The sequence below is a fragment of the Actinomycetospora termitidis genome, from assembly GCF_030286555.1.
GTDB lineage: Bacteria > Actinomycetota > Actinomycetes > Mycobacteriales > Pseudonocardiaceae > Actinomycetospora > Actinomycetospora termitidis.
Map to the genome: position 1 here is coordinate 18,027 of NZ_JASVWF010000004.1, position 13,326 is coordinate 31,352.

The 13,326-nt window shown below is 75.2% G+C and carries 16 protein-coding genes; 13 read left to right on the forward strand and 3 right to left on the reverse strand.

The window, feature by feature from the left end:
• Window positions 1–11: 11 nt before the first annotated feature.
• The 7 genes from hisH (at window position 12) to hisI (ending at window position 4,878) form a co-directional block, all read left to right on the forward strand.
• The gene (gene hisH / locus QRT03_RS18305) at window positions 12–653 is read left to right on the forward strand and encodes an imidazole glycerol phosphate synthase subunit HisH (RefSeq protein ID WP_286054424.1); all 642 of its coding nucleotides are present in this window, start codon (window positions 12–14) and stop codon (window positions 651–653) included.
• Window positions 654–749: 96 nt separating this feature from the next.
• Entirely contained in the window at window positions 750–1,229 is a 480-nt protein-coding gene (locus tag QRT03_RS18310; RefSeq protein WP_286054425.1) for a YciI family protein, read from the forward strand.
• 22 nt (window positions 1,230–1,251) lie between these two features.
• Window positions 1,252–1,689, forward strand: a complete 438-nt coding sequence (locus QRT03_RS18315) for a YciI family protein (RefSeq protein WP_286054426.1) — start codon at window positions 1,252–1,254, stop codon at window positions 1,687–1,689.
• On the forward strand, window positions 1,686–2,969 hold the full coding sequence (locus QRT03_RS18320; RefSeq protein WP_286054427.1) for an RNA polymerase sigma factor: 1,284 nt from the start codon (window positions 1,686–1,688) through the stop codon (window positions 2,967–2,969). The genes QRT03_RS18315 and QRT03_RS18320 overlap by 4 nt, the downstream gene beginning before the upstream one ends.
• Before the next feature lie 26 nt (window positions 2,970–2,995).
• Window positions 2,996–3,727, forward strand: a complete 732-nt coding sequence (priA, locus tag QRT03_RS18325; protein ID WP_286054428.1) for a bifunctional 1-(5-phosphoribosyl)-5-((5-phosphoribosylamino)methylideneamino)imidazole-4-carboxamide isomerase/phosphoribosylanthranilate isomerase PriA — start codon at window positions 2,996–2,998, stop codon at window positions 3,725–3,727.
• A 33-nt stretch (window positions 3,728–3,760) separates the two neighbouring features.
• Window positions 3,761–4,534 carry an imidazole glycerol phosphate synthase subunit HisF gene (gene hisF / locus QRT03_RS18330; protein ID WP_286054429.1) on the forward strand — a complete coding sequence of 258 codons (774 nt, stop codon included), beginning with the start codon at window positions 3,761–3,763 and terminating at the stop codon, window positions 4,532–4,534.
• Window positions 4,531–4,878 carry a phosphoribosyl-AMP cyclohydrolase gene (hisI, locus tag QRT03_RS18335; RefSeq protein ID WP_286054430.1) on the forward strand — a complete coding sequence of 116 codons (348 nt, stop codon included), beginning with the start codon at window positions 4,531–4,533 and terminating at the stop codon, window positions 4,876–4,878. The genes hisF and hisI overlap by 4 nt, the downstream gene beginning before the upstream one ends.
• Here the strand turns inward: hisI and QRT03_RS18340 are convergent, their stop codons facing one another.
• From QRT03_RS18340 to QRT03_RS18350, 3 genes are read right to left on the reverse strand one after another with little or no spacing between them, the layout of a single operon-like run.
• Window positions 4,879–5,643: a DUF6882 domain-containing protein gene (locus QRT03_RS18340; RefSeq protein WP_286054431.1), complete on the reverse strand. Its 765-nt coding sequence runs from the start codon at window positions 5,641–5,643 to the stop codon at window positions 4,879–4,881.
• Between the two features lie 52 nt (window positions 5,644–5,695).
• Window positions 5,696–6,088 carry a hypothetical protein gene (locus QRT03_RS18345; protein ID WP_286054432.1) on the reverse strand — a complete coding sequence of 131 codons (393 nt, stop codon included), beginning with the start codon at window positions 6,086–6,088 and terminating at the stop codon, window positions 5,696–5,698.
• Window positions 6,089–6,098: 10 nt separating this feature from the next.
• Window positions 6,099–7,022: a LysR family transcriptional regulator gene (locus tag QRT03_RS18350; protein WP_286054433.1), complete on the reverse strand. Its 924-nt coding sequence runs from the start codon at window positions 7,020–7,022 to the stop codon at window positions 6,099–6,101.
• Window positions 7,023–7,096: 74 nt separating this feature from the next.
• On the opposite strand from QRT03_RS18350, the gene QRT03_RS18355 reads away from it, so the two are divergent.
• The 6 genes from QRT03_RS18355 to trpA all read left to right on the forward strand — a co-directional run bounded on the left by QRT03_RS18355 (window position 7,097) and on the right by trpA (window position 13,306).
• Window positions 7,097–8,056, forward strand: a complete 960-nt coding sequence (locus tag QRT03_RS18355; protein ID WP_286054434.1) for a DMT family transporter — start codon at window positions 7,097–7,099, stop codon at window positions 8,054–8,056.
• Between the two features lie 36 nt (window positions 8,057–8,092).
• Window positions 8,093–9,661 carry an anthranilate synthase component I gene (locus QRT03_RS18360; RefSeq protein ID WP_286054435.1) on the forward strand — a complete coding sequence of 523 codons (1,569 nt, stop codon included), beginning with the start codon at window positions 8,093–8,095 and terminating at the stop codon, window positions 9,659–9,661.
• A complete protein-coding gene (locus QRT03_RS18365; RefSeq protein WP_286054436.1) occupies window positions 9,658–10,278 on the forward strand; it encodes a Trp biosynthesis-associated membrane protein in 621 nt (206 codons plus the stop codon). Before QRT03_RS18360 ends, QRT03_RS18365 begins: the two co-directional genes overlap by 4 nt.
• A gap of 96 nt (window positions 10,279–10,374) precedes the next feature.
• Window positions 10,375–11,184, forward strand: coding sequence for an indole-3-glycerol phosphate synthase TrpC (gene trpC, locus QRT03_RS18370; RefSeq protein WP_286054437.1), 810 nt, complete (start codon window positions 10,375–10,377; stop codon window positions 11,182–11,184).
• Window positions 11,184–12,497, forward strand: coding sequence for a tryptophan synthase subunit beta (trpB, locus tag QRT03_RS18375; RefSeq protein WP_425604872.1), 1,314 nt, complete (start codon window positions 11,184–11,186; stop codon window positions 12,495–12,497). The genes trpC and trpB overlap by 1 nt, the downstream gene beginning before the upstream one ends.
• Window positions 12,494–13,306, forward strand: a complete 813-nt coding sequence (gene trpA / locus QRT03_RS18380; protein WP_286054439.1) for a tryptophan synthase subunit alpha — start codon at window positions 12,494–12,496, stop codon at window positions 13,304–13,306. Before trpB ends, trpA begins: the two co-directional genes overlap by 4 nt.
• Window positions 13,307–13,326 lie beyond the last annotated feature (20 nt).

Consider the following 13,326-nt stretch of genomic DNA (forward strand, 5'->3'; position numbering starts at 1 on the left):
AAGTGGGCGCCATGCCGGGAACACCCCACGTCGTCGTCCTGGACTACGGGTCGGGCAACCTCCGCTCGGCCGAGCGCGCCCTGGAGCGTGCGGGGGCGAAGGTCGAGGTGACCGACGACTCCCGGACCGCGATCGAGTGCGACGGGCTCGTCGTGCCCGGGGTCGGCGCGTTCGCGGCGTGCGCGGCCGGCCTCCGGGCGGTCGGGGGCGAGCGCATCCTCGAGCAGCGCCTGGCCGGCGGACGGCCGGTGCTCGGGATCTGCGTGGGGATGCAGGTGCTCTTCGAGCGCGGCGTCGAGTTCGGCGAGGAGGCCGCCGGCGCCGGTCAGTGGCCGGGCACGGTGGAGAAGCTGCAGGCCGACGTCCTGCCGCACATGGGGTGGAACACCGTCCGCGCGCCGGAGGAATCCCGGCTGTTCGCCGGCATGGCCCCCGACGAGCGCTTCTACTTCGTGCACTCCTTCGCCGCGCGGCGCTGGGAGATGGAGCCGGTCGAGCCGTTCACGCCCCCGACGGTCACGTGGGCCCACCACGGCGAGGACTTCGTCGCCGCCGTCGAGAACGGTCCGCTCTGGGCCACCCAGTTCCACCCGGAGAAGTCCGGCGACGCCGGCCGGCGGCTGCTCGAGAACTGGCTCGCGACCCTCCAGTAATTTCCCGACGGCCGGTGTCGAAGACCGTCCCGCTCGTTCGACGCGTCGGTGCGGGCCGGGAGACGACCCGGCCGCGGAGCACGAGGAGAGTCACCGATGCGCTACATGCTGATCATGTCCGCCCCCGAGTCGATGGCCGTCGGGGAGCCGGACGCCCCGGTCGACGCGACCGAGGCCTTCGAGATGATGGGGCGGTACAACACCGCGCTGGTCGAGGCGGGCGTGCTGCTCGCCGCCGAGGGCCTGGCCCCCAGCGCGGAGGGCTTCGAGGTCACGCACGACGGCGAGGGAGTCACCGTCACCGACGGTCCCTTCACCGAGGCCAAGGAGCTCGTCGCCGGGTTCTGGATCCTCGACGTGGCGACCCGCGCCGAGGCCGAGCAGTGGGCGCGGCAGTGCCCGATCGGCCCGGGGGTCCGGCTCGAGGTGCGGCGCATCCCCGACATGCGCGAGTTCGAGGGCATCGCCCCGGCAGAGGTGCTGGACGCGGAGGCGTCGCTGCGGGCCCGTATCAACGAGCGCGGAGCGGAGCGGAGCCGCTCCGAGGACACCGAGCGCGCCGCCGAGCAGGCCTGACGGGACTGGGAGGATCACCGCCATGCGTTTCATGCTGGTCCTGACCTACGACGAGGCCGCCGCCGCGAACCGGACGCCGGACCCGGCGATCTTCGAGGAGATGGGGCGGTTCAACCAGGCCATGGTCGACGCGGGCGTCCTGCTCGCCGGCGAGGGTCTCGCCCCGAGCTCGCAGGGTGCCCTCGTGTCCTACGGCGACGGCCCCGACTCCGAGGAGCCGACCGTCACCGACGGTCCGTTCACCGAGATCAAGGAGCTGATCGGCGGCTTCTGGATCCTCCGTGTCGACTCGTTGGCCGACGCGGTCTCGTGGGCGAGGCGGGCGCCGTTCCGCGACGGCGAGACCGTGCAGATCCGTCGCGTCCTGGACCCGGAGGACTTCGAGGGCGTCGCCCCGGAGGAGGTCATGGAGGCCGAGGCCGAGATGCGGGCGCGGGTCGAGCAGCAACAGGGCTCGTGAGCCGCGACCCGTTCGCCGTCCTCGACGCGGTCTGGCGGGCCGAGTCCGCCCGGATCGTGGCCGGCGTCGCGCGCGTGGTGCGCGACGTCGGCCTCGCCGAGGAGCTCGCCCACGACGCGCTGGTCGCGGCGCTGGAGCAGTGGCCGGCCGAGGGGGTGCCCGACAACCCGGGCGCCTGGCTCGCGTCGACGGCGCGGCGGCGGGCGATCGACACGATCCGGCGCGAGCAGACCTTCGCCCGCAAGGCCGAGGAGGTGGGGCGGGCGGAGTCGCTCCGGGTCGAGCCGGACGCGGCGGACGTCGTGGCCGACCCGACCCGCGCGGTGGGCGACGACGTGCTCGCGCTGCTGTTCGCGGCCTGCCACCCGGTGCTCGCGCGGGAGGCCCGCGTGGCGCTGACCCTGCGGCTGTTCGGGGGCCTGACCACCGACGAGATCGCCCGCGGGCTGCTGGTCGCCTCCACCACGGTGGGGCAGCGGATCAGCCGGGCGAAGAAGCGGCTCTCCACCGAGGGCGTGGAGCTGGAGATCCCGGCCGGCGAGGAACTGACGACGCGGCTGGGAGCGGTGCTCGAGGTCGTCTACCTGGTCTTCAACGAGGGCTACACCGCGACGGCGGGCGCGGACTGGCTGCGCCACGACCTGTGCGACGAGGCGATGCGGCTCGGCCGGCGCCTCGCCGCCCTGATGCCCGACCGCGCCGAGGTGCACGGTCTCCTCGCGCTGATGGAGCTGCAGGCCTCGCGGCTGCGGGCGCGGACGGGTCCCGACGGCGAGCCGGTGCTGCTCGCCGACCAGGACCGTGGCCGGTGGGACCGGCTGCTGATCCGGCGGGGACTCGCCGGGCTCGAGCGGGCGCGGAGGCTGGGCGGCTCGAACGGATCGGATCCGTACACCCTGCAGGCCGCGATCGCGGCGGAGCACGCGCGGGCCGGGAGCGTGGACGCGACCGACTGGGCACGCCTGGCCGAGCTCTACGGCGACCTGTCCGCCCGCGTGCCCTCCCCGGTGATCGAACTGAACCGGGCGGTCGTCGTCGGGCGGGCCTCGGGGCCGGAGGCCGCCCTCGCGATCGTCGACGGGCTGCGCGACGAGCCCGCCCTGGCGCGCTACCACCTCCTGCCGGCGGTCAGGGCGGACCTGCTCGTCGCGCTCGGGCGGACCGACGAGGCGGCCGGCGAGCTGGACCGTGCCGCGGAGCTCGCGTCCAACGAGGCCGAACGGACCCTGCTGCGTCGTCGCCTCGAGGACCTGCGGGAGTCGGCCCTGGGGAGCGGCTGATCACCCGGCCCCTACGATCGGGCCCCGTGAGCTTCGACCTGCTGCCCGCCGTCGACGTCGTCGACGGCCAGGCCGTCCGCCTCGTCCAGGGCGAGGCCGGCACCGAGACCGGATACGGCGACCCCCTCGACGCGGCCCGCGGCTGGGTCGACGACGGCGCCCGGTGGATCCACCTCGTCGACCTGGACGCCGCCTTCCGGCGCGGGTCCAACGCCGACCTGCTCGCCTCGCTGGTCGCGAGCGTGCCGGTGAACGTCGAGCTCTCCGGCGGGATCCGCGACGACGAGTCGCTGCGCCGCGCCCTCGCGACCGGCTGCGCGCGGGTCAACATCGGCACCGCCGCCCTGGAGGACCCGGCGTGGTGCGCGAAGGCGATCGCCGAGTTCGGCGACCGGGTCGCCGTCGGGCTGGACGTGAAGATCCGCGACGGCGAGCACCGGCTGGCCGCGCGCGGCTGGGTCTCCGACGGCGGGGACCTGTGGGACGTCCTGGCCCGGCTCGACGCCGAGGGCTGCTCCCGCTACGTCGTCACCGACGTGGGCCGCGACGGCACGCTGACCGGCCCGAACACCGAGCTGCTGGCCGCGGTGTGCGAGCGGACGTCCGCGCCCGTCGTCGCGAGCGGGGGCGTGGCGAGCCTCGACGACGTGCGGGCGCTGGCCGGTCTGGCGTCGGTCGGCGTGGAGGGCGCGATCATCGGCAAGGCGCTCTACGCCGGGGCGTTCACGCTGCCCGAGGCGCTCGCCGCCGTCGCGTGAGGCGGGGCGCGGCACGTCAGTAGGCTGATCGTCATGGGTGTGGCCGTCCGCGTGATCCCCTGCCTGGACGTCGACGCCGGGCGGGTGGTCAAGGGCGTCAACTTCGTCGACCTGCGCGACGCGGGCGACCCGGTGGAGATGGCGCGGCTCTACGACGCCGAGGGCGCCGACGAGCTGACCTTCCTCGACGTCAGCGCCTCCTCCGGCGAGCGCGAGACCACCTACGACGTCGTTCGGCGCACCGCCGAGCAGGTCTTCATCCCGCTGACCGTCGGCGGCGGCGTGCGCACCAACGACGACATCGACAAGCTGTTGCGCGCGGGTGCGGACAAGGTCGGGATCAACACCGCCGCGATCGCCCGCCCGGAGTTCCTCGGCGAGGCCAGCCGCCGCTACGGGTCGCAGTGCATCGTCCTCTCGGTCGACGCGCGCCGGGTCCCGGCCGACGGGCAGCCGACGCCGTCCGGGTTCGAGGTGACCACCCACGGCGGCCGCCGCGGCACCGGGATCGACGCCCTCGAGTGGGCGCAACGCGGGGCGGAGCTCGGCGTCGGGGAGATCCTGTTGAACTCCATGGACGCGGACGGGACGAAGAACGGGTTCGACCTGGAGATGCTGCGGAAGGTGCGCGCCCTGGTGGACGTCCCCGTGATCGCGTCGGGCGGCGCCGGCGCGGTGGAGCACTTCGCGCCCGCGGTCGAGGCGGGGGCCGACGCGGTGCTCGCGGCCAGCGTGTTCCACTTCGGGATCATGCGGATCGGCGAGGTCAAGGACGCCCTGCGGGAGTCCGGAGCGGAGGTCCGATGAGCATCGCTCCGGAGCTCGCCGCCCGCGTGCGCTGGAACGCCGACGGCCTGGTGTGCGCGGTGGTCCAGCAGTACGACACCCGCGAGGTCCTCATGGTCGCGTGGATGTCCGACGAGGCCCTGGCCCGCACGCTGGAGACCCGCGAGGCCACGTACTGGTCGCGCTCGCGCCAGGAGCTGTGGATCAAGGGTGCGACGTCGGGCCACACCCAGGCCGTGCACGAGGTGCGCCTGGACTGCGACGGCGACACCGTGCTGGTCCTGGTCGACCAGTCCGGCGCCGCCTGCCACACCGGGGACCACACGTGCTTCGACGCGGACGTGCTGCTGCCCGCGCCGGGCTGATCACCGCCCGAACAGCCGCCCGAGGAACCCCTTCTTCTCCTCGGTGGGTGCCTCGAACGCGCGGGTCGGGGCACCGGTCGTGCGGTGCGGTCCCGCGGCACGGGTCATCTCCATGCGGGCCGGGCGCCCGTCGGCGCCGAGCTCGAGCCGCGCGCCCGAGTCGCCCCCGGCCGGCGTCAGGACCAGGACGTCGCCCTGCTCCTCGAGCTCCCCGCCGCGGACCGTGGCGTAGGCGCGCAGGGCACGGCGCCAGTCGGTGACGACGCCGAGCGTGATGACCTGGTTCAGCACCGGTCCGAGGCGGGTCGGCTCCGGGGACGGCGCGGGCAGCGGCGGGTGCTCCCGCACGGCGAGCATCACCTGGGTCCCGCCACCGGCCTCCACCGGCAGCCACACGTCGACGTCGCTCGCCGCCACCGACGCGATCCCGGCACGGGTCGCGTCCCAGGCGTCGTCGAGCGGGACCTCGGCGGTCACCAGCTCGCGCACGTCGTGCTGCTCCCCGAAGGCGCGGACCTGCTCCACGGCCGCGAGGACCTCGGGGGAGTAGGCGGTCGGGTTCGCCCACGCCCACAACCAGGACCGCGGGCCGGGTGCGGCCGAGCCGAGGAGGCCGACGCCGAGGTCGAGCCCCGTCGTGAACCGCACCCGGCCCTCGTGCAGGTCGACCTGATAGCTGCCGGAGTCCCCGATCACCTCCTGGAACGCCATCTGCCGGTCGACGCAGGCGAACACGTGATCGTCGAGGAGCTCGCAGATGTCCACGCGCGGACCCTAGGAGAACCCCGGCCGGCCCGGCCGGCGTGGCCCCCGGAGTTCAGCGGACGTTCGCCAGCAGGGCCACGACGCGGCCGGCCGCCGGGGTGCGCAGGCGGACCTCGAGGGTGCCGGTCGGTGCCCCGTCGCGTGGCAGCGTCATCCCGACGACGAGCCGCCCGGCCGGGCGCTCCGCGACGGTCATCCGGTCGAGCCAGGGGCGGGTGAGCGGGACGTCGACCGTCTTCGAGCGGCGCGACCAGACCACGAACCGGTTCGCGCAGACGGCCACCGCTCCCCGGGTGGGGTTCCTCGTGTACTCGCGTCCCTCGCGGGGCACGTAGGTGCCGCGCAGGCCCTCCTCGAACACGACCGGGCGGGCCTCGAGCAGCTCACGGCGCAGGGGTTCGCCGAACCGGCCGTCCCCGAGCAGGAGCGCGCCGAGCGATCGCACGACGGCGACCCTAGCCGGGCGAGTGGGCCGGGTGGCGGGCCGCGGCGGTGACCCGGAACGCCCGTACCGCGGCCCGGACGGCCGGGGTCTCCCGGTCGGTGCGCCAGACCGCGTCGACGGTGCGCGTGAGCACGGGGTCGGTCTCGACCATCCGCACCCCGGTCGGGATCGGCGGGCGGGCGAGCCGCGGGATCATCGCCGCGAGCCCCGCCCCCGCCACGAGCTCGAGGTGGATGGCGAACCCGCAGACCGTGCAGGTCACCCTGGGCTCCAGGCCCTCGCGGCGGAGGCGCTCGACCAGCCAGTCGTGGGCCCGCGTGCTGCTGGTGTCGGCGACCCACGTGAGGTCGGCGCCGGCGAGGTCGGACAGCGCGACCGAGCCCGTGGCCGCCAGCGGGTGCTCCCGGGGGAGCGCGAGGTCCATGACGTCGTCGCAGAGCTCGGTGCGGCTGGTGCGCGCGGGTACCGGGGCCGGGAGCCCGTCCCAGTTCTCGACGACGGCCAGGTCCAGGTCGCCGTTCACGAGCGCGGGCAGGGTCTGTTCCGCCTCGCCGTCGGAGAGCAGCACGGTGAGGTCCGGGTGGGCGGACCGGAGCCGGGCGAGGCTCGCCGGCGCGAGCGCGTGCACGGTCGTCGGGATCGCCCCGATGCGCAGCGGGCCGACGACGTCGTCGTCGAGCCGGTCGAGGTCGCGCCGGGCGAGGGCGAGGCGGTCCAGGACGCCCGAGGCGTGGTCGGCGAGCACCAGCCCCGCCGCGGTCAGGCGGATCCCGCGACCGGCGGGCTCGGTCAGCGCCGCCCCGGCCTCCCGCTCGAGCGCGGCGAGCTGCTGCGAGACCGCCGACGGCGTCAGGTGCAGGGCGGCCGCCGCCCGGCCGACGGTGCGGTGGGCGGCCACGGCGTGCAGGGCCTGGAGCCGGGCGATGCCGAACACATCAGCAACTCTAATCGGTCCAGGCCAGGAGAAGTCGCTGGTCCTGAACGGTCCTGGGACGCAGGCTGGTGATCGTGGCCGTCCCCGACACCCTCGCGACCTCCGCCCCCACCCGCCGTCGGGCCGTCGACCCGCGCCTGATGGCCGTCGTCGGCAGCCTGTGCATCGCGCTCTCCCCGATCCTGATCTCGCTCTCCGGCACGTCGCCGGGCACCGCGACCGTGTTCCGCTGCCTGCTCGCCCTGCCGGTGCTCGTCCCGATGGCGCTGATCGAGCGTCGGCGGCTGCGCCGGGTCGGTGGGGTGCCGGGCGAGGTCCAGCGCGGGCGCCCGTGGCTCGTCGTCGTGGGCGGGCTGCTGCTGGGCCTGGACATGACGCTGTGGACCGGCGCGATCCACGCCGTGGGCGCCGGGGTGTCGACGGTCCTGGTCAACGTGCAGGTGGTGATCCTGCCGCTGCTCGCGTTCCTCGTCCTCGGGGAGCGGGTCCGGCTCTCGTTCCTGCTGGCGGTGCCGGTGATGCTCGGCGGGGTCGCGCTGGCCGGCGGGCTCGCCGACGGCGGGGCGGGCGCGGCCGACCCGGTGCTCGGGACGGTGCTCGCCCTGCTCGCGGCGTTCGCGTACGCGGGCTACCTGCTGTTCCTGCGCATCGGGTCCGCGCCCGGGCAGAAGTCCGGGCCGGTCGCCCTCGCGACGGCCGCCGCGGCCGTGAGCTCGTTCGTGCTCGGCAGCCTCTGGGAGGGCGTGGACCTCACGCCGAGCTGGGCGGCCCTCGGCTGGCTCGCCCTGCTGGCGCTGATCGGGCAGTGCATGGGATGGGTGCTCATCGCCGGCGGCATGGCCCGGCTGCCCTCCTCGACCGGCGCCTCGATCCTGCTGCTCCAGCCGGTCGGCGCGGTGCTGCTCGGCATGCTCGTGCTCGCCCAGTTCCCGACGGCGTGGCAGCTCGTCGGCTGCGTCGTCGTCATCGGCGCCGTGGCGTTCGCGGCCCGCAGGCGCGCCGAACCGTCGCCGGAGGACGCCGTCGCCTCGTGAGGCCGCCGGACGACGGTGTCGGACCCGGCGTCCACAATGGGTCCCGTGTCCGTGACCGACCGGCCGACCACCCTCGGCGCCGTGACGCCGAGCCGCGAGCAGTTCCACGATCTCGCCACGCACCACCGGGTCATCCCCGTCGTGCGGCGCCTGCTCGCCGACGACGAGACGCCGCTCGGGGTGTACCGCAAGCTCGCGGGCACCCGGAGCGGGACCTTCCTGCTGGAGTCCGCGGCGCACGGCGAGTCGTGGTCGCGGTGGTCGTTCGTCGGGGCCCGCAGCGCCGCGGCGCTCACCGAGCGCGGTGGGCGGGCGCACTGGACCGGCACGCCGCCGGTGGGCCTGCCCGGGGACGAGGAGGATCCGCTCGACGCGCTGCGCGAGACTCTCGAGCGGCTGCGGACCGAGTCGCTGCCCGGGCTACCCCCGCTCACGGGCGGCCTGGTCGGCTACGTCGGCTACGACGCGGTGCGCCGGCTCGAGCGGCTGCCCGAGCTCGCCGAGGACGACCTCGAGATCCCCGAGCTCGTGATGCTCCTGGCGACCGACCTGGCGGCGCTCGACCACCACGAGGGCACCGTCACCCTCATCGCGAACGCGGTGAACTGGGACGACAGCCCGGAGCGCGCGGACGCCGCCTACGACGACGCGGTCGCCCGGCTCGACCGGATGACCGCCGAGCTGGGCGCCCCGGCCCCGTCCACCGTCGCGCAGTACGACCCGGCGGCCGGCCGCTCCCCGCAGGTCCGCCGTCGCTTCGACCGGGATGCCTACCTCGCGGCCGTGGAGACCGCCAAGGAGCGCATCCGCGCGGGCGACGCCTTCCAGGTGGTGGTCAGCCAACGCTTCGAGTCCGACACCGCGGCCGAGGCCCTCGACGTCTACCGCGTCCTGCGGGCCACGAACCCGAGCCCGTACATGTACTTCCTCCGGCTGACCGACGCCGCCGACCGGCCGTTCGAGATCGTCGGGTCGAGCCCGGAGGCCCTCGTGACGGTGCGCGACGGCGTCGCCACCACGCACCCCATCGCCGGGACGCGGTGGCGCGGCACCGACGCCGAGGAGGACATCCTCCTGGAGAAGGACCTGCTGGCCGACGAGAAGGAGCGCGCCGAGCACCTCATGCTCGTCGACCTCGGGCGCAACGACCTCGGGCGCGTCTGCGTGCCGGGCACCGTCAAGGTCCACCGGTTCTTCGACATCGAGCGCTACAGCCACGTGATGCACCTGGTGTCCACGGTGTCCGGGCGGCTCGCCGAGGGGCGCAGCGCGTTCGACGCCGTCACCGCGTGCTTCCCGGCCGGCACGCTCTCCGGCGCCCCGAAGCCGAAGGCCATGGAGATCATCGAGGAGCTCGAGCCGACCCGCCGGGGGCTCTACGGCGGCATCGTCGGGTACCTGGACTTCGCCGGTGACGCCGACACCGCGATCGCGATCCGGACCGGGCTGCTCCGCGACGGCGTGGCCCACGTCCAGGCCGGGGGTGGCGTCGTCGCCGACTCCGACCCGGTCGCCGAGGACACGGAGGCCACGAACAAGGCCCGGGCCGTCCTGGCCGCGGTCGCCACCGCGGCCACCCTGCGCCCGCCCGGGCCCCGGTCGTGATCCGCGGACCGCGGCTGCTCGGCCTCGCCGTCGTCGGGCTGCTGCTCGCCGCGGCGGCGCTGTGGGGCGCGTCGCGGGGCACGTGGCTCACGGCGACCTGGGACGTGCCGCTGCGCGGCCGCGTCGTCGTCACCGCCACCGGCGCGGACACCGAGCCGGTGCTCGTCCCGTGGGCCCTGCTCGCGCTCGCCGCGATCGGCGGGCTCCTCGCGGCCTCCGGGTGGGGTCGGCGCGCCGTGGGCGTGGTCGTCGGGCTCGCCGGTCTGTGGGCGCTCCTGCGGTCGTTGTCCGGCCTCGCCGTGCCTGCCCTCGACGCGCTCCCGGCGACCGTGCGCCAGCCCGGCCGCGCCGTGGAGGTGCAGGCGTCCGTGGTGTGGCCGCTGCTCGGCGGGCTCGGCGGGCTGCTGCTCGTCGGGGCCGGTCTGCTGGTCGCGCTGCGCGGCGCCGCCATGCCGCGGCTCGGTGCGCGCTACGACGCCCCGGGTGCGTCCCGCCCCCGTCCCCGCGACGAGGAGCGCTCGCTGTGGGAGGCGCTCGACGCCGGGGAGGATCCCACGGCCACCCCCGAGCGCCCGACACCGAGGGCACCGGACGGGACCGACGGGACCGGGAGTTAAACTTCCGGTGTACTGGCCAGGGACCGGATCCCGGTGGCCCCGGACACACGCGGCGCCACGGATCGATCGAGCCCGAAGGATGGGGGCAGCACCCGCGTGAGCGTCCTGGAGCAGATCCTCGAGGGGGTCCGGGCCGACCTCGCCGCCCGTGAGGCCGCCGTTCCCTTCGACCAGGTGAAGGCGGCCGCGGCCGCCGCACCGCCCGCGAAGGACGCGCTCGCCGCGCTCCAGGGCCAGGGGATCGGGGTCATCGCCGAGGTGAAGCGGGCGTCGCCGTCCCGTGGGCACATGGTCGACATCCCCGACCCAGCCAAGCTCGCCCGGCAGTACGTCGAGGGCGGCGCGCGGATCGTCAGCGTGCTCACCGAGCAGCGCTGGTTCGAGGGGTCGCTGACCGACCTGGACGAGGTCCGGGCCGCGGTGGACATCCCGGTGCTGCGCAAGGACTTCGTGGTCGGCACCTACCAGGTCCACGAGGCGCGGGCCCACGGCGCGGACCTCGTGCTGCTGATGTGCTCGGTGCTCGAGCAGAACGCGCTCGACGCGCTGGTCGACCGGGTGCACTCGCTCGGCATGACCGCCCTGGTCGAGATCCACGACGAGGTCGAGGCCGACATGGCGCTGCAGGCCGGCGCCAAGCTGGTCGGGATCAACGCCCGCGACCTCACGACCCTCGACGTCGACCGCGACGTCTTCAGCCGCCTCGCCCCGGGGCTGCCCGGCGAGGTCCTGCGCGTCGCCGAGTCCGGCGTGCGCGGCCCCGGTGACCTGATGACCTACGCGGGTCTCGGCGCCGACGCAGTGCTGGTCGGCGAGTCGATGGCCACCGCCGAGGACCCGCGCGCGGCCGTCCGCCAGTTGGTCACCGCCGGGTCGCACCCGGCGTGCCCGAAGCCGGCCCGGTGATGGCGGCCCCCGAGAGGAGCGTGGCGCTCCCGACGGCGGGCGACGGGCTCGCCGAGCACGGACACGACCCCGACGGCGGCGGTCACTTCGGCCGCTACGGCGGGCGGTTCATGCCCGAGGCCCTGATCGCCGCCGTCGACGAGGTCGCCGCGGAGTACGACAAGGCCCGGCACGACCCCGAGTTCCTCGCCGAGCTCGACCGGCTGCAGCGGGACTACGCCGGCCGCCCCAGCCCCGTGACGGACGCCCGCCGGCTCTCCGAGCACGCCGGTGGTGCGCGGATCCTGCTCAAGCGCGAGGACCTCAACCACACCGGCTCGCACAAGATCAACAACGTGCTGGGTCAGGCGCTCCTCACGGTGCGCATGGGCAAGACGCGGGTGATCGCCGAGACCGGCGCGGGGCAGCACGGCGTCGCCACGGCCACCGCGGCGGCCCTGCTCGGGCTCGAGTGCGTCGTCTACATGGGCGAGGTCGACACCGAGCGCCAGGCGCTCAACGTCGCCCGCATGCGCCTGCTCGGCGCCGAGGTGATCCCGGTGACCACCGGCTCGCGCACGCTCAAGGACGCCCTCAACGAGGCCTACCGGGACTGGGTGTCCAGCGTCGGCACCACCCACTACGTGCTGGGCACCGCCGCCGGGCCGCACCCGTTCCCGATGATGGTGCGCGACTTCCACCGCGTCATCGGCCTGGAGGCACGCGCGCAGGTGCAGGAGCAGTACGGGCGCCTGCCGGACGCGGTCCTGGCGTGCGTGGGCGGCGGCTCGAACGCGATCGGCATCTTCCACCCCTTCCTCGACGACGAGCCCGTGCGCCTGATCGGCTGCGAGGCGGCGGGCGACGGCGTCGACACCGGGCGTCACGCCGCGTCGATCACCGGCGGGAGCGTCGGCGCGCTGCACGGCGCACTGACCTACGTGCTGCAGGACGACGACGGGCAGACCGTCGAGTCGCACTCGATCTCCGCCGGCCTGGACTATCCCGGGGTCGGCCCGGAGCACTCCTACCTCGCGGAGATCGGGCGGGCGGAGTACGTGCCGGTCACCGACGCCGAGGCGATGGACGCGTTCCGGCTGCTGTGTCGTACCGAGGGCATCATCCCGGCGATCGAGTCCGCTCACGCGGTGGCCGGTGCGCTGCGGACCGGCCGCGAGCTCGGCCCGGACGCGCTGCTGCTGGTCAACCTCTCCGGCCGCGGCGACAAGGACGTGGAGACCGCCGCCCGGTGGTTCGACGTCGTCGACGCCGCGGCGCTGCCGACCACGGAGCCGGTCCACGACGACGCGGCGGCGGGGGAGCGGGAGCTGTGACCTCGACGCAGACCGGTCTCGACCGGCTCCGCGAGGTCTTCTCGACCGCCCGCGCCGAGTCGCGGGCCGCGCTGATCTCCTACCTGCCCACCGGCTACCCGACGATCCCCGGGTCCCGCGGGCTGCTCACCCAGACCCTCGACGCGGGCGCCGACCTGGTCGAGGTCGGGCTGCCCTACTCCGACCCGGTGCTCGACGGACCCGTGGTCGCGCACGCCGTGGAGACCGCCCTGCGCGGTGGGGTGCGGACCCGCGACACCCTCGACCTCGTCGAGGCGCTGGCCGCCCGCGGGGGACGCGCCGTCGTCATGACCTACTGGAACCCGGTGCTGCGCTACGGGGTCGAGGCCTTCGCGCGGGACCTCGCCGCGGCGGGCGGGCTCGGCCTGATCACCCCCGACCTGGTGCCCGACGAGGCGGGGGAGTGGCTCGACGCGGCCGACCGGCACGGCATCGCACCGATCTTCCTCGTCGCGCCGTCGTCCACCGAGGACCGCATCGCCTCGACGACCGCCGCGACCCGCGGATTCGTCTACGCGGCCTCCACCATGGGCGTGACCGGCGCGCGGGACACCGTCGCCACGAGCGCCCCCGAGCTCGTCGCGCGCACCCGCCGCCACACCGACCTGCCCGTCGGGGTCGGGCTCGGCGTGCGCAACGGCGCCCAGGCCGGGGAGATCGCCACCTACGCCGACGGCGTGATCGTCGGGTCGGCGATGGTGTCCGCCGCCGAGCACGGCCGGGCCGCGGTCGCGCGCCTGACCACCGAGCTCGCGGCGGGCGTCCGCGGGAACCACACCGGGCGCTGACCCCGGACCCACCTCACCGA